The sequence below is a fragment of the Bacillus sp. VA15 genome, from assembly GCF_055721145.1.
In genome coordinates this window covers 217,473-235,633 of the sequence record NZ_JBVQPQ010000002.1, presented here as the reverse complement: position 1 = coordinate 235,633, position 18,161 = coordinate 217,473, and the positions used below count along the sequence as shown (strand labels likewise).

At 42.7% G+C, this 18,161-nt stretch carries 14 protein-coding genes and 1 pseudogene (1 of these 15 only partly in view); 13 read left to right on the top strand and 2 right to left on the bottom strand.

Annotation, left to right across the window (positions count from 1 at the left end):
* Positions 1 to 13 precede the first annotated feature (13 nt).
* Complete coding sequence (gene mutL / locus AC0DBE_RS06110; protein ID WP_041520962.1) at positions 14 to 1,900, top strand: DNA mismatch repair endonuclease MutL; 1,887 nt, start codon at positions 14 to 16, stop codon at positions 1,898 to 1,900.
* Positions 1,901 to 2,490: 590 nt separating this feature from the next.
* Here mutL and AC0DBE_RS06105 read toward each other — a convergent pair.
* Positions 2,491 to 2,925, bottom strand: a complete 435-nt coding sequence (locus tag AC0DBE_RS06105; RefSeq protein WP_079287761.1) for a regulatory YrvL family protein — start codon at positions 2,923 to 2,925, stop codon at positions 2,491 to 2,493.
* Between the two features lie 155 nt (positions 2,926 to 3,080).
* The gene (locus AC0DBE_RS06100; RefSeq protein WP_072182668.1) at positions 3,081 to 3,638 is read right to left on the bottom strand and encodes a hypothetical protein; all 558 of its coding nucleotides are present in this window, start codon (positions 3,636 to 3,638) and stop codon (positions 3,081 to 3,083) included.
* Between the two features lie 119 nt (positions 3,639 to 3,757).
* On the opposite strand from AC0DBE_RS06100, the gene AC0DBE_RS06095 reads away from it, so the two are divergent.
* From AC0DBE_RS06095 to AC0DBE_RS06040, 12 genes and pseudogenes are all read left to right on the top strand, one after another.
* Positions 3,758 to 4,375 (top strand): TetR/AcrR family transcriptional regulator, encoded by a 618-nt coding sequence (locus AC0DBE_RS06095; protein WP_014113847.1) that lies wholly within the window; start codon positions 3,758 to 3,760, stop codon positions 4,373 to 4,375.
* Between the two features lie 191 nt (positions 4,376 to 4,566).
* Complete coding sequence (locus AC0DBE_RS06090) at positions 4,567 to 5,244, top strand: MBL fold metallo-hydrolase (RefSeq protein ID WP_242733250.1); 678 nt, start codon at positions 4,567 to 4,569, stop codon at positions 5,242 to 5,244.
* A gap of 81 nt (positions 5,245 to 5,325) precedes the next feature.
* Positions 5,326 to 5,626: pseudogene (locus AC0DBE_RS06085) on the top strand (hypothetical protein).
* The gene (fabD, locus tag AC0DBE_RS06080) at positions 5,623 to 6,489 is read left to right on the top strand and encodes an ACP S-malonyltransferase (RefSeq protein WP_072566295.1); all 867 of its coding nucleotides are present in this window, start codon (positions 5,623 to 5,625) and stop codon (positions 6,487 to 6,489) included. Before AC0DBE_RS06085 ends, fabD (AC0DBE_RS06080) begins: the two are co-directional and overlap by 4 nt.
* A gap of 505 nt (positions 6,490 to 6,994) precedes the next feature.
* The gene (locus AC0DBE_RS06075) at positions 6,995 to 7,969 is read left to right on the top strand and encodes an acyltransferase domain-containing protein (RefSeq protein WP_472961464.1); all 975 of its coding nucleotides are present in this window, start codon (positions 6,995 to 6,997) and stop codon (positions 7,967 to 7,969) included.
* Positions 7,966 to 10,248: an ACP S-malonyltransferase gene (gene fabD, locus AC0DBE_RS06070; protein ID WP_087987073.1), complete on the top strand. Its 2,283-nt coding sequence runs from the start codon at positions 7,966 to 7,968 to the stop codon at positions 10,246 to 10,248. The genes AC0DBE_RS06075 and fabD (AC0DBE_RS06070) overlap by 4 nt, the downstream gene beginning before the upstream one ends.
* Positions 10,249 to 10,336: 88 nt before the next feature.
* Positions 10,337 to 10,585, top strand: coding sequence for an acyl carrier protein (locus AC0DBE_RS06065; RefSeq protein WP_326198505.1), 249 nt, complete (start codon positions 10,337 to 10,339; stop codon positions 10,583 to 10,585).
* On the top strand, positions 10,563 to 11,810 hold the full coding sequence (locus AC0DBE_RS06060; protein ID WP_014113853.1) for a beta-ketoacyl synthase N-terminal-like domain-containing protein: 1,248 nt from the start codon (positions 10,563 to 10,565) through the stop codon (positions 11,808 to 11,810). The genes AC0DBE_RS06065 and AC0DBE_RS06060 overlap by 23 nt, the downstream gene beginning before the upstream one ends.
* Positions 11,811 to 13,073 carry a polyketide biosynthesis 3-hydroxy-3-methylglutaryl-ACP synthase PksG gene (gene pksG / locus AC0DBE_RS06055; protein WP_014113854.1) on the top strand — a complete coding sequence of 421 codons (1,263 nt, stop codon included), beginning with the start codon at positions 11,811 to 11,813 and terminating at the stop codon, positions 13,071 to 13,073.
* Positions 13,061 to 13,840 (top strand): enoyl-CoA hydratase/isomerase, encoded by a 780-nt coding sequence (locus AC0DBE_RS06050; protein ID WP_114150534.1) that lies wholly within the window; start codon positions 13,061 to 13,063, stop codon positions 13,838 to 13,840. The genes pksG and AC0DBE_RS06050 overlap by 13 nt, the downstream gene beginning before the upstream one ends.
* Before the next feature lie 41 nt (positions 13,841 to 13,881).
* Positions 13,882 to 14,631, top strand: coding sequence for a polyketide synthase (locus tag AC0DBE_RS06045; RefSeq protein WP_014113856.1), 750 nt, complete (start codon positions 13,882 to 13,884; stop codon positions 14,629 to 14,631).
* Between the two features lie 45 nt (positions 14,632 to 14,676).
* Positions 14,677 to 18,161, top strand: partial view of an amino acid adenylation domain-containing protein gene (locus AC0DBE_RS06040; protein ID WP_472961459.1) — the 5' portion only. Its footprint extends 11,659 nt past the window's final position; only the first 3,485 of its 15,144 coding nucleotides appear in the window; its start codon is at positions 14,677 to 14,679; its stop codon lies beyond the right edge, outside the window.

Below are 18,161 nucleotides of genomic sequence, written 5' to 3'. Positions count from 1 at the left end.
CGGGGTGATGAATGTGGCAAAAGTCATCCAGCTGTCAGATGAGCTTTCAAATAAAATAGCGGCAGGCGAGGTTGTGGAGCGGCCCGCCTCAGTCGTCAAAGAGTTGGTGGAAAATGCGATTGACGCTGACAGCACAGTCATTGAAATCGATATTGAGGAAGCAGGCCTTGCATCCATTCGCGTACTGGATAACGGCGAAGGAATGGAAAATGAAGATTGCAAGCGTGCTTTCCGCCGCCACGCAACGAGTAAAATAAAAGATGAAAATGATTTATTCAGGGTGAGAACGCTTGGTTTTAGGGGAGAGGCACTGCCGAGTATCGCGTCAGTCTCTCATCTAGAGATTACGACAAGCACCGGTGAAGGAGCAGGGACGAAGCTCGTACTCCAAGGAGGAAACATGATTTCTGAATCGCGTTCCTCAAGCAGAAAGGGAACTGAAATTGTCGTTTCCAATCTGTTTTTTAACACACCGGCCCGTTTGAAATATATGAAAACCGTTCATACAGAGCTTGGGAACATTACAGATGTGGTCAACCGTATTGCTCTGGCCCATCCGGAGGTATCAATCCGCCTGCGCCATCATGGGAAAAATCTTCTTCAAACGAACGGAAACGGAGATGTGCGCCATGTCCTGGCGGCGATTTACGGCACGGCTGTCGCCAAAAAAATGCTTCCGCTGCATGTGAGCTCATTGGATTTTGAAGTCAAGGGATATATCGCCCTCCCAGAGATTACACGGGCGTCGAGAAACTATATGTCGTCTGTCATCAATGGCCGTTATATTAAAAATTTCCCGCTCGTCAAAGCGGTGCATGAGGGATATCATACGCTTCTGCCGATTGGACGCCATCCAATAACCTTTATAGAAATTACGATGGACCCGATTTTAGTTGATGTCAACGTGCACCCATCGAAGCTTGAGGTCCGTCTCAGCAAGGAAACAGAGCTTCATGACTTAATTCGTGACGGAATAAAAGATGTATTTAAACAGCAGCAGCTGATTCCAAGTGCCCAGCTCCCGAAAAAATCGGCACCTGCCATCAAAAATGAGCAGCAGTTCATAACCTTTGATGAAAAGCCTGCGGAAAGAAAAGTACCGGAAAAAGCGCCTGCGCCATCTTATTCACCAATGAAGCTCAGCTCAGTCGTGAAAGAGCGGGTTAATACGGAGGAAGAATTGCCCTCTGCTCAATTTGATACTCCACCTAGCTTTGATCAGGAACATAGGATTGAAGTGCCTGATGTTTCAGAAGATCAGCCTGTGGCTTTTGAGCAGGAACACCATCAAGAAGAACATCCTGAGCCAACGTCTGAGCGGGTTCCGATTATGTACCCGATCGGCCAGATGCATGGGACTTATATATTGGCACAAAACGAAAACGGCCTGTATATTATCGACCAGCACGCCGCCCAAGAGCGTATTAAGTACGAATATTTCCGCGAAAAGGTGGGAGAGGTTGAGCCTGAGGTGCAGGATATGATCGTGCCGCTGACGTTCCACTACTCCACGAACGAGGCGCTGATTATTGAACAGCACAAACAAGAACTGGAAAGCGTCGGTGTCTTTTTAGAGTCATTCGGCTCTAACAGCTATATCGTCCGCTGCCACCCGGCCTGGTTTCCAAAGGGAGAAGAAGCTGAGCTGATAGAAGAAATCATTCAGCAGGTGCTCGACTCCAAACATATTGATATTAAAAAACTGCGCGAGGAAGCGGCGATTATGATGAGCTGCAAGGGCTCCATCAAAGCAAACCGCCACCTTAGAAACGACGAAATCAAAGCGCTTCTGGACGACCTCCGAAGCACATCAGACCCATTTACATGCCCGCACGGCCGTCCGATCATCATTCACCATTCCACTTATGAGATGGAAAAGATGTTCAAACGCGTGATGTAGCGGGATTGGGCGAAGAGGAAAATTTAGCATTGAGACATTCTTTGAATGGATCAATGCTTTTTTTGTACTGATTTGAAGTAATCAATTAAAAGAAACTATTGTAAACGTGTGAACAGTGTTAATGCATAATAGTTCATGGATACATTCCTCTGCATAACAAAATTGTAATTTACAAGTAATTGAAATTAATGTATATTTTGGGCAAGGGGGTGGGAACATGGCATGTGGTCCAAATATGATTATCGTTTTGAATGAACTCGATGATCCGAATGTAAGAATAATTGTAGAATGCAGAATTTAAATTAAATCATTGTGGTTTGCTTCCTGTTCATGTGAACAGGGAGTTTTATTTTGAATTATGAAAGGAAAATACTTGTTTTTATCCGCTTTTATAACTGGTAATGTCAAAATAAAAGGAGTTGTGGAATTGTACTTTGTTTTCTTCCATATCTATCATTATCGATTCTATGATTCCACTCATCATTTTACATTTTATTGTGGACTATCTTCCAAATTAGACGATGAGAATGATATAAAAGCAAAAAACACTTAAATTATCACAGGCAATTTTAAGCTGCTTCCCCATTAGGCTAGTCATCAAATGCAAGTTCAATGAAAGCCATCAAAGCTGATATCACAACAAGCAAGACATCTGGAATATATATAGACTGCATATAGTAATCTGCAAAACAGATCGTTATGAAATTGCTCACAAAGTACAGTATAAAAGCAAAAAGTGCAGTTTTTTTCAATGAAAGTGATCTTGCCAAAATCATAGAGATAATCTTTGTAAGCGGGTCTATGATCAAGCCGACAGCAAAACAGACTAAAATAAATAAAACTAATGTTTGATTTGAATCATATGTGACGCCCAGTATAGAGAATAATCCTTTGATCCCAAAAAAATAGCCGCCGAAGATTACTACAAGTGCAATAGCAACGATAAAAGTGATAGAGACAATTTCGATTAATTTTGATCTTAGGTTAAAATCTTTAGAGTGTTCGTTCTGTTCTTTTTGGCTCAAGTATAACACTCCCTTCACCTGCTTACTCATACAAACAGTTACTCTTGAATTAGCCCAAAATATCTATAAGTCTGTTTTTTAATGAAAATAGTATAACATATTTTGACAAAACCAAAAAAGGTCCTTTCCGCTGGGGAAGGACCTTTTTCATCATGTTAACTCCTGAGATTCGCCGAAGCTTTCTCTTTTTTTGGCCAAATAAAATAGCTGGCAGTAATGAGAAAGTCAATGCCTATGATGACAGTCCACAGTTTAAGAATGCCGCTCAATGCCTCGGTTCGGGCGGAATCATTGATAAAATAGATCATCCCTGCTAATAGTCCTGCACCAATTAGGTAGGCCAGCACATGTCTTATCCAGCCTTTCGCATAGTGCTTGGCATAATCCATTCCAAAACGTTTCAGCGGTTTTGCGCCTTTTTTTGTTACATAATATTGAAATTTTTCATCTGCCCATTGAATCATTTGTTTCCCATAGGCGATCGATATCCCGATGTAAACAGCAGCAATCCCATGGGCAGCAGTCGCTGAGGCTCCGCGGTAAAGGTCCACACCAGTTGCCGCTAATAAGATCAAATCGATAACTGGAGTTAAGGCAAGGAATAGCAGTCCTAATGTATGCTGTTTGAATAGGTAGCGTACAGCAAGCCCTAAAACAATCACAACCCAAAACGCAATTTCACAGAAGACAATCATCCATGCGATACCGTTCAATCCATTCCCCTCTTTTCAATACAGTTGTATTATTTAAATAATATGTTACCATCTTTGTTTTTGCAATACAACTGTATTATAAAATTGCTCTCTTATTTTTTTCTTGTTACAATAAAGCTATGCCAAAACAAATTGACCATGAGAAAAGAAGAAAAGAAATTGCAGAAGCAACGTGGCGGGTGATTTTAGAACGGGGGATGGAGGGAGCCTCAGCCAGGAACATTGCAAAGGAAGCAGGATTGTCATTAGGTGCGCTGCGCCATTATTTTTCTACTCAGGATGAACTGCTTGTTTTTGCAATGAAACTCGTTCAAGAAAAGGTGATGGCCCGAATTAAGGACATTACAATGAGGAATGTGCCCCCTAAGGAAAAAGTGTTACATATTTTGCTTGAAATTGTCCCAACGAATGAAGAAACGGTAAGAGAGATGGAGGTGTGGTTTGCTTTTACGGTTTACGCCAGACATAAAAAGGATATGTTTGATGCGAATCATGACGGAATTTACAGCGGCATGCGGAATCTGATTGCCTATTTAGATGAATTCGATTTACTGAGGCAGGATGCTGATAAAGATATTGAAGCTGAGAGACTTTACGCGCTTATTGATGGCTTGGCTTTACATGCGATGCTTGACCCTGTGAGAGTGAATAAAGACAGGATCAAACGTGTCATTATGCAGCATGTAGAATCAATTTGCGTGAAAGAAACAAATGAGACAGAAGAAAGAAATCCCTAAGATATAGTGCGAAAAAGCTATTCTCGTTGGACATGCTTCCAGAAGAATAGCTTTTTTATATGCAGAAGGAACAAGGGTCTCTGAAAAAAATGGAAAACAATCATGCTGTTTGGTAAAGTGGAATGAAAGACGACTGAGGGTTGAACAGTTTGCCCATCATTTAAGAACTTTACATGATAGGAATGGTGTAAATGAATCTTACGTATAAGGTACATCCAATTAAAACTAGGTATCAGGGCTGGACGAATTATTGCTATATCATTGAAGATATTGTAAGCAGATCTGCAATTGTTGTTGACCCCTCATGGGAACTGAGTAAAATAACAACTAAACTTTCCGAGCTGGAAGTTGAATTAACAGCAATCGCATTGACACACTCTCATTATGATCACGTTAACCTGGTAGAGCCGCTGACGAAGATGTTTAACATTCAAGTTTATATGTCGAAAAAAGAAATTGATTATTATCAATTCAGCTGCCGAAATTTAATTGGCTTGCATGATCATCAGACGATCAGCATAGGCAACACAAGAGCGCAATGCCTTCTCACACCGGGGCATACAGCCGGCGGAATGTGTTATTTGTTTTCTGAAAGTATGTTTACCGGAGATACGGTATTTACAGAAGGGTGCGGCATATGTGAGGATGATGGAAGTTCTGCAGAAGAGATGTTCAGAAGCATTCAAAGGATTAAGTCGGAGGTTTCTCCCTATGTACGGGTTTATCCTGGTCACTCATTTGGCAAAACACCCGGCCATACGATAGAGGATCTTTTTCAGTATAATATTTACTTTCAAATTGATAAAAAAGAATATTTTGTGAAATTTCGCACTCGTAAAAACCAAAAAGGTATTTTTGATTTTAAATAAGCCTTCTGAATCTATTATCCTATTTTCCTTCGAATATCTAAATGATTGGTCATTTTTAAAATGATTATATAGAACGATTTTATTTATTTCGAACAAGGCTCAGGAGATAAGCAAAGCGTATTCTCATCATATCCGCGCCCTATACGTGATACAGGTCATTTTTCTTATGTTCTGCTATATCCCCTGATCCTTTATGCCTCAATTGAAAAAATCAGGAAAACAATCAAGTAAACTGTAGGAAAAATTAACTTGACGGATAATATTTACAGAGGTTACCATCAACATGAACATGCTACTATTTATCCGGTCATCACTATTTTTTATAAAATGATACAGAAGTGAAACACATCTACTAATTGGAAAGGTGGCTTTGAGAGAATGATCACATATGTTTTTCCGGGCCAGGGTTCACAGAAACAGGGAATGGGCAGCGATCTATTTGATGAATTTAAAGAACTGACGGCTCAGGCAGATGAGATCTTAGGATATTCAATCAAACGTCTTTGCATGGAAAATCCTTATTCCAATTTAAACAAAACGCAATTTACCCAGCCGGCATTATATGTGGTAAACGCATTAAGCTATCTGAAAAAAATCAGGGAAGAAGAAGCTAAGCCTGACTTTGTCGCCGGGCACAGCTTGGGTGAGTACAATGCGTTATTTGCAGCTGGAGCCTTTGATTTTGAGACAGGTTTAAAGCTTGTCAGAAAAAGAGGCGAGCTGATGAGTATGGTGAGCAACGGCGGTATGGCCGCTATTATGGGATTAAATGAAGAGCAGGTTGCAAAGGCTCTGAAAGAATATCATTTACACGATGTTGATATCGCCAATGTGAACGCCCCATATCAAATTGTGATTTCAGGAAAAAAAGATGAGATTGAAAAAGCCGCATCTCTTTTTGAAACGATGACTGAAGTTACAATGGTACTCCCCTTAAACGTAAGCGGCGCGTTTCATTCCAGATACATGAATAAAGCAAAAGAAGAATTCGAACAGTTCCTTCAAACCTTTCATTTTTCACCTCTGTCTATCCCGGTTATTTCGAATGTGTATGCCAAACCGTATACATACGAATTAATGAAGCAAACGCTGGCTGATCAAATCAATCATTCAGTGAAATGGACTGAGAGCATAAGCTACTTAATGAAAAAAGGCCAAATGGAGTTTGAGGAAATAGGACCTGGAAATGTTTTAACAGGGTTAATTCATCGCATAAAAAAAGATGCGGAGCCAATGCCCCGCTAAAACGAATTATTCCTGAGACCCATGCACCGTATGAACAGGCTAAGGACAGATTTTCTTTTATTAAGGTATAAAGTTTTGGAGATGTAATCGTTCTAAAGACACTGTTTCTGAATGAATAAGTTTATATACTGTTACATAAAGAGGCTGATAAAACATATCCGCACGATATTTGAACTATGTCCAGTCAGCCGGCATATCATGACAGACCATCGCTCTCACATCAAGATGGCCTTCTATTTAACCGCACCCAAATCATAGAGTCGATGTTCTTTGCTGATCCTGTCATTATGTTATATCAATTTTGAGATATCAACATACACCTAGACCACTTCATAATAGAGCCGCATCCAGAGCACCAAAAGCAATCCTCCTAAAAGTTGATTCTTCTTATTTTTTACATTATGTCTTTTCAATTAAATATTACATTTCACTCGCTGCTGTGTATTGTATACATTGAGAGAAATCTAAATAGCCGTCATAAATATAAAAAAAGTAGGTTATGCATATGAATGAACCGCTCGTTTTTATGTTTTCCGGACAAGGTTCCCAGTACTATCATATGGGGAAGGAATTATTTAAGGAAAATATCGTGTTTCGTCAATCTATGCTTGAAATGGATGCCATTGCAGCGCGGCGAATCGGAACGTCCATTGTTGAAGAAATTTATCATCCGGCTAAACGTGTGGCGGAACCGTTTGACAGCCTTCTTTTTTCCCACCCTGCAATCTTTATGGTTGAGTATTCTTTATACAAAGTTTTAGAAGATAGGGGAATCTATCCTGATTACGTATTGGGATCAAGTCTGGGAGAATTCACATCGGCCGCTGTTTCAGGTGTGTCAGACGCAGAGAATATACTGGATTGCATACTTGAACAGGCTATAGTTATCCAAAAATCTTGCGATAAAGGGAAAATGCTTGCCATTCTTGATAAACCGCAATTACTGAATGATTATCCGCAGCTGTTTGGAAATAGTGAACTCATTTCTATCAATTATGATTCGCACTTCGTCATTTCTGGTGAAGAAGAAAACATAAAGCAGATCATGGAGGCTTTAAAAGAGAAACAGATTCTTTGCCAGCTGTTGCCTGTGTCTTATGCCTTTCATTCTTCGCTTATTGATCCGGCAGAAAGCGCCTATGCAGAATTTTTGAGATCAATCTCTTTTAAAAACCCGTCAATACCGGTTATATCGAGTTTAACGGGAAGCTGCCTTTACGAAATGGACAAGCATTTCTTTTGGAATGCGGTCAGAGAGCCAATGAAATTTCGCGAAGCGATTCGATATTTGGAAAGCCAGCATACATGCCGGTTTATCGATTTAGGTCCGTCCGGCACCTTAACTGCTTTTGTGAAACAGCTGATCCCGGGAGATTCAACTAACCGCTGCTGCTCGATTATGACACCATTTCATCAGGAGCTGAAAAATCTGAATACGGTTGAGTGTTTCCGTAAACCAGAAAGGAAGTTTACAAGATGATTACATATGTTTTTCCAGGGCAAGGCTCCCAGCAAAAGGGGATGGGACAAGGGCTATTTGAACACTATCAGGATTTGACTGACCAAGCAGATCAAATATTGGGCTATTCAATAGAAAAGCTCTGTACCGAAAAATCCTATTTGGATTTAAACCATACCCAGTACACGCAGCCGGCTTTGTACGTCGTCAATGCACTCAATTATTTGAAGAGAGTAGAGGAGACCGGCAGAAAACCTGATTTTGCGGCCGGACATAGCTTAGGAGAATACAATGCGCTGTTTGCAGCGGGTGCATTTGATTTTGAAACAGGATTAAGACTTGTCAAAAAAAGAGGCGAACTGATGGGACGAATTACAGGAGGCGGAATGGCTGCTGTGATCGGCTTGAATAGGGAACAAGTTACAGCCGTTTTAGAAGAGCACCGTCTCCATGACATTGATGTGGCAAATGAAAATACGCTCCGGCAAATTGTGATTTCCGGCCAAAAAAAAGAGGTTGAAAAAGCCCGAACGGTTTTTGAAAACACCAAGGATGTAAAGCTGTTTCATCCTTTAAACGTAAGCGGAGCTTTTCATTCCAGATATATGAATGAAGCAAAACAGGAATTTAAGCAATTTATTGACTCATTCCATTTTGGGTCTTTGGCTATCCCGGTTATCTCGAATGTCTATGCAGAGCCGTATCGTCAGGACAGGTTAAAAGAGACGTTATCTGAACAAATGGACAGCACAGTGAAATGGACGGACAGCATACGTTTTCTGATGGGAAGAGGAGAAATGGAGTTTGAAGAGATCGGGCCTGGAACTGTTTTGACCGGCCTCATCCATCGGATTAAAAATGAAGCAGAACCGTTAACACATGCACCCGAAAAGAAACATGCTTCAAGTCATCCAGAAGCTGCTGACCATCGACCTAATGTTCAAGCTGGGATTACGGCAGAGTCATTAGGAAGTGATGAGTTTAAACGGGATTATCATCTTACATATGCTTATCTTGCAGGAGGAATGTACCGCGGCATTGCTTCGAAAGAAATGGTAGTAAAGCTGTCAAGAGCGGGAATGATGGGGTTCTTTGGCACAGGCGGCCTGAGCCTGAATGAGGTTGAAGATGCCATCCTCACCATTCAAGGGGAGTTAGGGGAAGGACAAGCCTATGGCATCAATCTCGTCCACAATATGAAACATACTGAATCAGAAGAAAAAATGATCGATCTATTATTAAAGCATCAAGTGAGAAATGTAGAAGCTTCAGCATTTTTAAGTGTCACTCCCGCATTGATAAGGTATCGCGCAAAAGGAGTGAAACGAAACCACAATGGTGAAATTATATGCTCAAATCGTATCATTGCGAAAATATCACGGCCGGAAGTTGCAGAATCATTTCTGAGTCCTGCGCCTGAGAATATGCTGCAAAAGCTTTTAGGAGAAAATAAAATCACAGTGAATGAAGCTGAATTATTGCGGTGCATTCCGATGGCTGACGATATTTGTGTGGAAGCTGATTCAGGCGGTCATACAGATGGCGGTGTAGCATACAGCCTGATGCCGGCGATGACATCATTAAGAGATGAAATGATGAAAAAATATCAATATCCGAAAAAAATAAGAGTTGGTGCAGCTGGAGGAATTGGAACGCCTGATGCAGCGGTGGCAGCTTTTATGCTTGGTGCGGATTTTATTGTTACAGGCTCAATCAATCAATGTACGGTTGAGGCGGCAACAAGTGATAAAGTAAAGGATTTGCTTCAGCAGATGAATGTACAAGATACAGCCTATGCGCCTGCAGGCGATATGTTTGAATCGGGCAGCAAAGTGCAAGTGCTGAAGAAAGGCGTGTTCTTTCCGGCGCGGGCAAGCAAATTATATGAACTGTACCAGCGATATGGGTCAATACGTGAGCTGGATGCAAAGACGTTGACTCAGCTTGAGGAGAAATACTTCAAACGCAGTATAGAAGATATATATGAAGATATTACATTACATTATCCCGCAGCAGAAATTGAGAAGGCTGAACGAAATCCGAAACATAAAATGGCTCTGATTTTCAGGTGGTACTTCAGATACAGCTCCAACTTGGCAATCAGCGGAAGCGAACATTCGAAGGTCGATTATCAAATTCACTGTGGTCCGGCTTTAGGAGCTTTTAATCAATGGGTCAAAGGATCGGAATTAGAAAACTGGCGCAATCGCCATGTGGATGAGATCGGAAAAACATTAATGACAGAAACGGCAGCATTGCTTCATGAACGGATGCAATCAATGTATCAACCTTCGTATTAATCAGATAGCAGAAGATTAATATTTAGAATATTGTGAAAATATACCCATGAAAAGGGCTAAAATGATCCCTTGAAGGAGAGAGTGCGTTATGGATAAACAGAGAATCTTTGAAGTGTTAGTCACCAATATTTGCGAGGTACTTCCTGAATTAGACGGACACAGTTTTGTGCCTGAAGATCAGTTAGTTCAGTTAGGAGCTGACTCTGTAGACAGAGCAGAGATTATCACAATGGTGCTCGAGGATCTATCATTAAAAATTCCCCGTATTGAGCTGTCCGGGGTGAAAAACATTGGCGAATTAGCTGAGGTGCTTTATGACAAAGTGCAATCTGTCTGAGGTGGTGGTGACCGGTGTAGGCGTCACTGCCGCCATTGGTCAAGGGAAAGAGGACTTTGCTTCCTCGCTGCTGTCTGGCAGGCATGCCTTTGATGTCATGAAGCGTCCAGGCAGACAAAAAGACAGCCAGTTTATCGGAGCTGAAATTGCGTCATTGTCCTATCCCGACCGACTCTCTAAAAAATTGTTGCGAAAAGCGTCATTTTCCAGCCGTGCTGCATTGGTAACTCTCTCAGAGGCTTGGGAGGAGGCTAAATTAGACGATACCGATTCTGCACGTATCGGACTTGTAGTCGGTGGATCAAATTTTCAGCAGAGAGAAACCTTACAGCTTTATGAAAGTTATCAAGATCGCCCTGGCTTTATTTCGCCGTCGTATGGCCTGTCTTTTATGGATAGCGACCTTTGCGGGCTATGCACAGATCAGTTTGGCATCACGGGCTTAGCTTATACGGTGGGAGGAGCCTCCGCCAGCGGCCAATTAGCAGTCATTCATGCGATTCAGCAAGTCTTATCAGGTGAGGTTGATGTTTGCATAGCACTGGGTGCATTAATGGATCTTTCTTACATGGAATGCGAAGCGCTCAGGGCTTTAGGCGCTATGGGAACGGACAAATATGCTGATGAGCCTGAAAAAGCGTGCCGCCCCTTCGATCAGAACAGAGACGGGTTTATTTATGGAGAATCATGCGGCGCATTGGTGATAGAACGAAAGGAGACGGCTGTACGCCGAGGTGTTAAACCTTATGCAGCATTGTCTGGATGGTCAATCAAACTAGACGGGAACCGGAATCCCGATCCTTCTTTAGAAGGAGAGATTCATGTCATCCAGGAGGCGCTGGAGCGTGCAGGTCTTTCACCAGAAGAGATTGATTATATTAATCCCCATGGAACAGGTTCTTTTATTGGAGATGAAATTGAATTAAAGGCACTGCATGCATGCCGGCTTTCCCATGCTTATATAAATGCAACTAAATCGATAACCGGGCACGGCCTTAGTGCTGCGGGCATTGTAGAGATTATTTCTGTTCTGCTGCAAATGAGAGAATTTGCCCTGCACCCGAGCCGGAATTTGGATCATCCGATCGATGATTCCTTTCATTGGGTAAATGAGAAATCGATTTCATACCGCATCAAAAATGCGCTGAGCTTAAGTATGGGGTTTGGCGGAATGAACACCGCGGTTTGTATACAAAACATTGAGAAATGTGGAGGCGAATCATAAATGGTTTCAGCCGGAATAGAAGCGATGAATGTCTTTGGCGGAACGGCATACCTTGATGTCATGGAACTGGCCAAATACAGACACTTAGATACTGCCAGATTTGAAAATTTATTAATGAAAGAAAAAGCGGTAGCACTGCCTTATGAAGATCCAGTAACCTTTGGAGTCAATGCAGCTAAGCCGATTATTGATGCTTTATCCGAAGCAGAAAAAGAACGGATTGAATTGCTGATCACTTGCTCTGAATCCGGGATCGACTTTGGGAAATCGTTAAGTACATATATCCATGAATATTTAGGACTTAACCGCAACTGCCGTTTGTTTGAGATTAAACAAGCATGTTATTCAGGAACCGCGGGATTTCAGATGGCGGTGAATTTTATATTATCCCAGACTTCTCCGGGTGCCAAAGCACTGGTTATCGCCAGTGATATTTCACGTTTTTTAATCGCTGAGGGCGGAGACGCTTTAAGTGAAGACTGGTCTTATGCCGAACCGAGCGCCGGAGCGGGAGCGGTGGCTGTTTTAGTAGGCGAAAATCCCGAGGTGTTTCAAATAGATCCAGGAGCAAATGGCTATTACGGCTATGAAGTGATGGATACCTGCCGTCCCATTCCCGACAGTGAAGCGGGAGATTCTGACCTGTCTTTAATGTCATATCTGGATTGCTGCGAACAAACCTTTCTGGAATACCAAAAACGTGTACCCGGTGCGAGTTATCAGGACACGTTTCAATACCTTGCTTACCATACACCATTTGGCGGGATGGTGAAAGGTGCGCACCGAACAATGATGCGCAAGGTGGCGAAGATGAAAACAGCTGAGATTGAAACGGATTTTTTAAATCGGGTTATGCCAGGTTTAAACTACTGCCAACGGGTTGGAAATATTATGGGAGCTGCCTTGTTTCTGGCATTGGCAAGCACGATAGACCAAGGGCGGTTTGATTCGCCTAAACGAATCGGCTGTTTTTCCTACGGATCAGGCTGCTGTTCTGAATTTTACAGCGGAATTACAACTCCGCAAGGCCAGGAGCGCCAGCGCTCATTTGGCATTGAGAATCATTTAGATCGCCGGTATCAGCTCTCTATGGATGAGTATGAGCTGCTGTTTAAGGGGAGCGGGATGGTGCGGTTCGGGACACGCAATGTAAAGCTGGATTTTGAGATGATACCGGGCATCATGCAGTTTACAAAAAAGAAGCCGCGCTTGTTTTTAGAAGAAATTTCTGAGTTTCATCGGAAATACAGGTGGATCTCGTGACCTATCAAACGATAAAGGTCCGCATTCAAGAGTCGGTTTGTTATATCACATTTCACCGTCCTGAAGCGAATAATACGATTAATGACACACTTATTGAAGAATGTTTACAAGTGTTAAACCAATGTGAAACATCATCAGTTACGGTTGTTGTTTTAGAAGGGCTTCCCGAGGTATTTTGCTTCGGCGCGGATTTTCAAGAAATCTATCAGGAAATGAAAAGTGGCAGAAAACAGGCAAGGTCCCAAGAGCCTCTCTATGATTTGTGGCTGAAATTACAGACCGGCCCTTATATCACGATTTCGCATGTCAGGGGAAAAGTGAATGCCGGCGGCCTTGGATTCGTATCGGCTACAGATATTGCCATTGCTGATGAAACGGCGTCATTCAGTCTCTCTGAGCTGTTGTTCGGTCTGTATCCGGCTTGTGTTTTACCGTTTCTGATCCGCCGGATCGGCAGACAGAAAGCACATTATATGACCCTGATGACAAAGCCGGTTTCCGTTCAGGAAGCCAGTGAATGGGGATTAATAGATGCCTTTGATACTCAAAGTGAGGTTCTGCTGAGAAAGCATTTATTGCGTTTGCGGAGGCTGAATAAAAAGGGAATCGCGCGTTATAAACAGTATATGAGCTCACTTGATCATCAGGTCAGCAATTCGAAACCCCTCGCTTTAACTGCAAATCAAGACATGTTTTCTGATCCTCAAAACCAAATGGGACTCATCAGGTATGTTGAAACAGGGCAATTTCCATGGGAGGATCAGTAATCATTTGAAACGTTGACAATCAGAACCGTTAGGAGGACATCATGACGCATTCTGTTGTAGAGCTCATCGAAATCGAGCCCGCCATTATTCAGGTAAAGATGCATGACCGCACTCATAAAAACGCGTTTTCACAAGAACTTACAGATGGTTTAATTCAAGCGTTTGAATTCATTCGTCAGCAACCCAATTATAAAGCGGTCATTTTGACAGGATATGATAATTATTTTGCTTCAGGAGGAACGCAAGAAGGTCTGCTTCGAATTCAGCAAGGATTAACCAAGTTCACGGATGACAATCTTTATTCTCTGGCGCTGGATTGCGAGATTCCGGTCATTGCGGCCATGCAGGGCCACGGAATTGGAGGCGGCTTTGTCATGGGGCTCTTTGCTGACATTGTCATTTTAAGCAGAGAGAGTGTGTATACGGCTAATTTTATGAAATACGGATTTACGCCTGGAATGGGCGCTACCTTTATCGTGCCTGAAAAACTGGGATTCAGCCTGGCCCAGGAAATATTAATGAATGCGGGCAGCTATCGCGGAGCTGATCTTGAAAAAAGAGGGGTTCCTTTTAAAGTTCTGCCCCGGGCGGAAGTAGTAGATTATGCGGTGGAGCTGGCGCATGAACTGGCGGAAAAGCCGAGAAATTCATTGATTACATTAAAAGATCATTTGGTGGCCCCGCTTCGTGAGCAGCTGCCGCGCGTCATAGAACAGGAAGTGATAATGCATGAGAAAACATTTCATCATGACGAAGTCAAAACGAGAATCAAAGGTTTGTATGGAAATTAACTGAGAATCTACATAAAAATTCGCAGGTGAAATGGAGGCAGCGCGATGAGAAATAATGATAATACCCGCAATTTAGCTAATCCTTCTGTCAGCTATGGTGAGACTTTACATATATCTGAAGAGCAGCCGGCAACAATACCTGAGGTTTTATACAGAACGGCTGCGGAGCTGGGGGATACAAAGGGAATCATTTATTTGCAGCCGGATGGAACTGAAGTGTACCAATCATATGGACGATTGTGGAATGATGCGTTGCGTATCGTGAAGGGTCTCCGCCAATCAGGCCTGAAAGCAAAACAAAATGTGATTTTGCAGCTTGGCGACAATTCACAGCTTCTCCCTGCATTCTGGGGGTGTGTTTTAGCAGGAATTGTTCCGGCTCCGTTAGCCGTTCCGCCAACATATGCTGAATCGAGCAGCGGGACTCAAAAGCTGAAAGACGCATGGACGCTTCTTGATAAGCCGGTGGTGCTTACGGATCGGGACATGCACCAGGAAATGCTCAATTGGGCAAAAGAGCAAGACCTTGAAGAATTCCGTGCAATTGCTGTAGAGGATCTGCTCAGTGCTGAAGCGGAGACGGATTGGCATCAATCCAGTCCTGAAGACTTAGCGCTTTTATTGCTGACTTCAGGCAGTACGGGAACGCCCAAAGCAGTTATGCTGAATCATCGAAACATTATGAGTATGGTGAAAGGGATTATTCAAATGCAAGGCTTCACCAGAGAAGATATCACGTTTAACTGGATGCCGTTTGATCATGTCGGAGGCATTGGGATGCTACATTTGCGGGATGTCTATCTCGGCTGCCAAGAAATTAACGTCTCAAGTGAAACGATCTTAATGGAGCCGCTGAAATGGCTGGATTGGATTGATCATTACCGTGCTTCTGTTACGTGGGCGCCGAATTTTGCGTTCGGTCTTGTCACTGATTTTGCAGAAGAAATGAAAGATCGGAAATGGGATCTGTCCTCAATGCGTTACATGCTCAATGGCGGTGAAGCAATGGTAGCCAAGGTAGGGCGCAGAATGCTTGAGCTTTTAGAACCTTATGGACTGCCTGCTGATGCCATCCGACCTGCATGGGGAATGTCCGAAACTTCATCGGGCGTTATTTTTTCTCATGAGTTTACCCGGGCTGCAACAAGTGATGATGATCATTTTGTCGAGATAGGTTCTCCAATTCCTGGATTCTCTATGAGAATAGTGAATGACCATAATGAAGTGGTTGAAGAAGGCGAGATTGGCCGTTTTCAAGTCTCTGGTCTTTCCGTTACAAGCGGTTATTATCGGCGCCCGGATTTAAATGAGAGTGTGTTTACAGAAGATGGATGGTTTGAAACCGGAGATCTTGGCTTTTTGCGAAACGGGCGCTTAACCATAACGGGGCGCACGAAAGATGCAATTATCATTAACGGCATTAATTATTACAGTCATGCGATTGAGTCTTCTGTTGAAGAATTACCGGACATCGAAACTTCTTATACTGCTGCCTGCGCAGTCCGCGTGGATCAGAATTTAACAGATCAGCTGGCTATCTTCTTTGTTGCTTCCGCAAAAATGAATGATGAGCAAATGTCTCAGCTTCTTAGAAACATACAATCCCATGTCTCACAGGTGATCGGAGTCACCCCAGAATATTTGCTGCCGGTCCAAAAAGAAGAGATTCCGAAAACGGCTATCGGAAAGATTCAGCGCACTCAGCTGAAAACTTCATTTGAAAATGGGGAGTTCGACTCCTTGCTTCATAAATCCAACCGGATGAACGGTGCGGTTCAGGACGGGGAGATGCAGCAAGCAGATCATGCGAAAAGAATAAGGGAAGAGGTACAGGAGCATCTGCTCAGCTGTTTGACTGAGGAGTTGCATGTTTCCCGTGATTGGGTAGAGCCAAATGCAACTATCCAGAGCCTTGGAGTGAATTCTATCAAGATGATGAATCTCATTCGGTCGATCGAGAAAAAATACAGTATCAAACTCACAGCCAGAGAGATACATAAGTATCCTACGATTGAACGCTTGGCTCATTATCTATCTGATCATGAAGACATTAGCAGCTTGTCTGCTGACAGGGAGGGTACTGACACATTTAAAACGGAACCGGAAAAGAGTCAGGCATCTTTTCAGCCCCTATCTGAGGTTCAAAAAGGATTATGGACATTGCAAAAAATGTCACCTGAAAAAAGTGCATATCACGTACCTCTCTGTTTTCGATTTTCGTCAGGGCTTCACCTTGAAACATTACAGCAGGCTTTCGGCCTTGTATTGAATCAGCACCCGATCTTAAAGCACATCATCCAAGAGAAAGATGGAGTACCATTTCTAAAAAATGAGCCAGCGATTTCGCTTGAAATCAAGACAGAAGACATTTCTGGTATGAAAGAGTCTGCCATTCCTTCTTTTCTTAGAAAGAAAGCAAAGGAACCGTATGTAAAGGAAAACAGCCCATTAGTGCGTGTCATGAGTTTTTCCAGATCTGAACAAGAGCATTTTTTGCTTATTGTCATTCACCATATGATTTTTGACGGGGTTTCATCTGTAACATTTATACGCTGTCTGTTTGACAGCTATAAGCTTCTTTTAGAAGGACGACAGCCGGAAGTGTCAGTTTCTCCTGCCATGAATCATGATTTTACGGCATGGGAGCAGAACATGCTAGCCGGAGAAGACGGCGCGAAGCATCGTTCATACTGGCAGAAACAGCTATCGGGAACTTTGCCGAATCTGCAGTTGCCTAAGGTCAGCACGAGTTCAGCTGATTCTGAGTTTGAAGAGGATACATACACCCGGCAGCTGCCCAGCGGCTTCATGAATCGGGTGAGGGCGTTTGCGAAAGAGCATTCTGTGAATGTTTCGACGGTATTCTTGAGCTGCTATATGATGCTGCTTGGCCGTTATACCGGCCAAAAGGAACAGATTGTCGGCATGCCGGCAATGGTGAGACCGGAAGAAAGATTTGATACTTCCATTGGACATTTTCTCAATATGCTCCCGATTCGCAGTGAGCTGAACCCGGCAGACACTTTTTCTGAATTTATTTCAAAATTGCAATTAACGATGCTGGATGGGCTTGATCATGCAGCTTATCCTTTTCCGAAAATGGTGAGGGATTTGAATGCTCCTCGCAGCCAAACGGGTTCACCAATATTTCAAACCGCTTTTTTCTATCAAAATTTTCTTCAATCCGGAAGCTATCAAAACTTGTTGAGCCGCTATGCTGACTTCTTTTCTGTCGATTTCATTGATCGTATTCATCAAGAGGGCGAATACGAACTAGTATTTGAACTGTGGGAAACAGAAGAAAAAATGGAGCTGAACATCAAGTACGTAACTACGCTGTTTGATGCGGCTTCTATATCCGCGATGTTCGATCATTTTGTTTATGTAACAGAACAGGCGATGTTGAATCCTTCTCAACCTTTAAAAGAGTATTCTTTATTACCTGAAGCAGAGGAGCAGATGATTCTCAAAACATGGAATGCCACTGACAAAACGTATCCATATACATGTTTTCATGAATTATTTGAGCA

Coding starts and splice junctions, on each gene's coding strand:
- AC0DBE_RS06095 (WP_014113847.1), top strand. CDS start 3,758: ATGCCAAAACAAATTGACCATGAGAAAAGAAGAAAAGAAATTGCAGAA.
- AC0DBE_RS06090 (WP_242733250.1), top strand. CDS start 4,567: ATGAATCTTACGTATAAGGTACATCCAATTAAAACTAGGTATCAGGGC.
- fabD (WP_072566295.1), top strand. CDS start 5,623: ATGATCACATATGTTTTTCCGGGCCAGGGTTCACAGAAACAGGGAATG.
- AC0DBE_RS06075 (WP_472961464.1), top strand. CDS start 6,995: ATGAATGAACCGCTCGTTTTTATGTTTTCCGGACAAGGTTCCCAGTAC.
- fabD (WP_087987073.1), top strand. CDS start 7,966: ATGATTACATATGTTTTTCCAGGGCAAGGCTCCCAGCAAAAGGGGATG.
- AC0DBE_RS06065 (WP_326198505.1), top strand. CDS start 10,337: ATGGATAAACAGAGAATCTTTGAAGTGTTAGTCACCAATATTTGCGAG.
- AC0DBE_RS06060 (WP_014113853.1), top strand. CDS start 10,563: ATGACAAAGTGCAATCTGTCTGAGGTGGTGGTGACCGGTGTAGGCGTC.
- pksG (WP_014113854.1), top strand. CDS start 11,811: ATGGTTTCAGCCGGAATAGAAGCGATGAATGTCTTTGGCGGAACGGCA.
- AC0DBE_RS06045 (WP_014113856.1), top strand. CDS start 13,882: ATGACGCATTCTGTTGTAGAGCTCATCGAAATCGAGCCCGCCATTATT.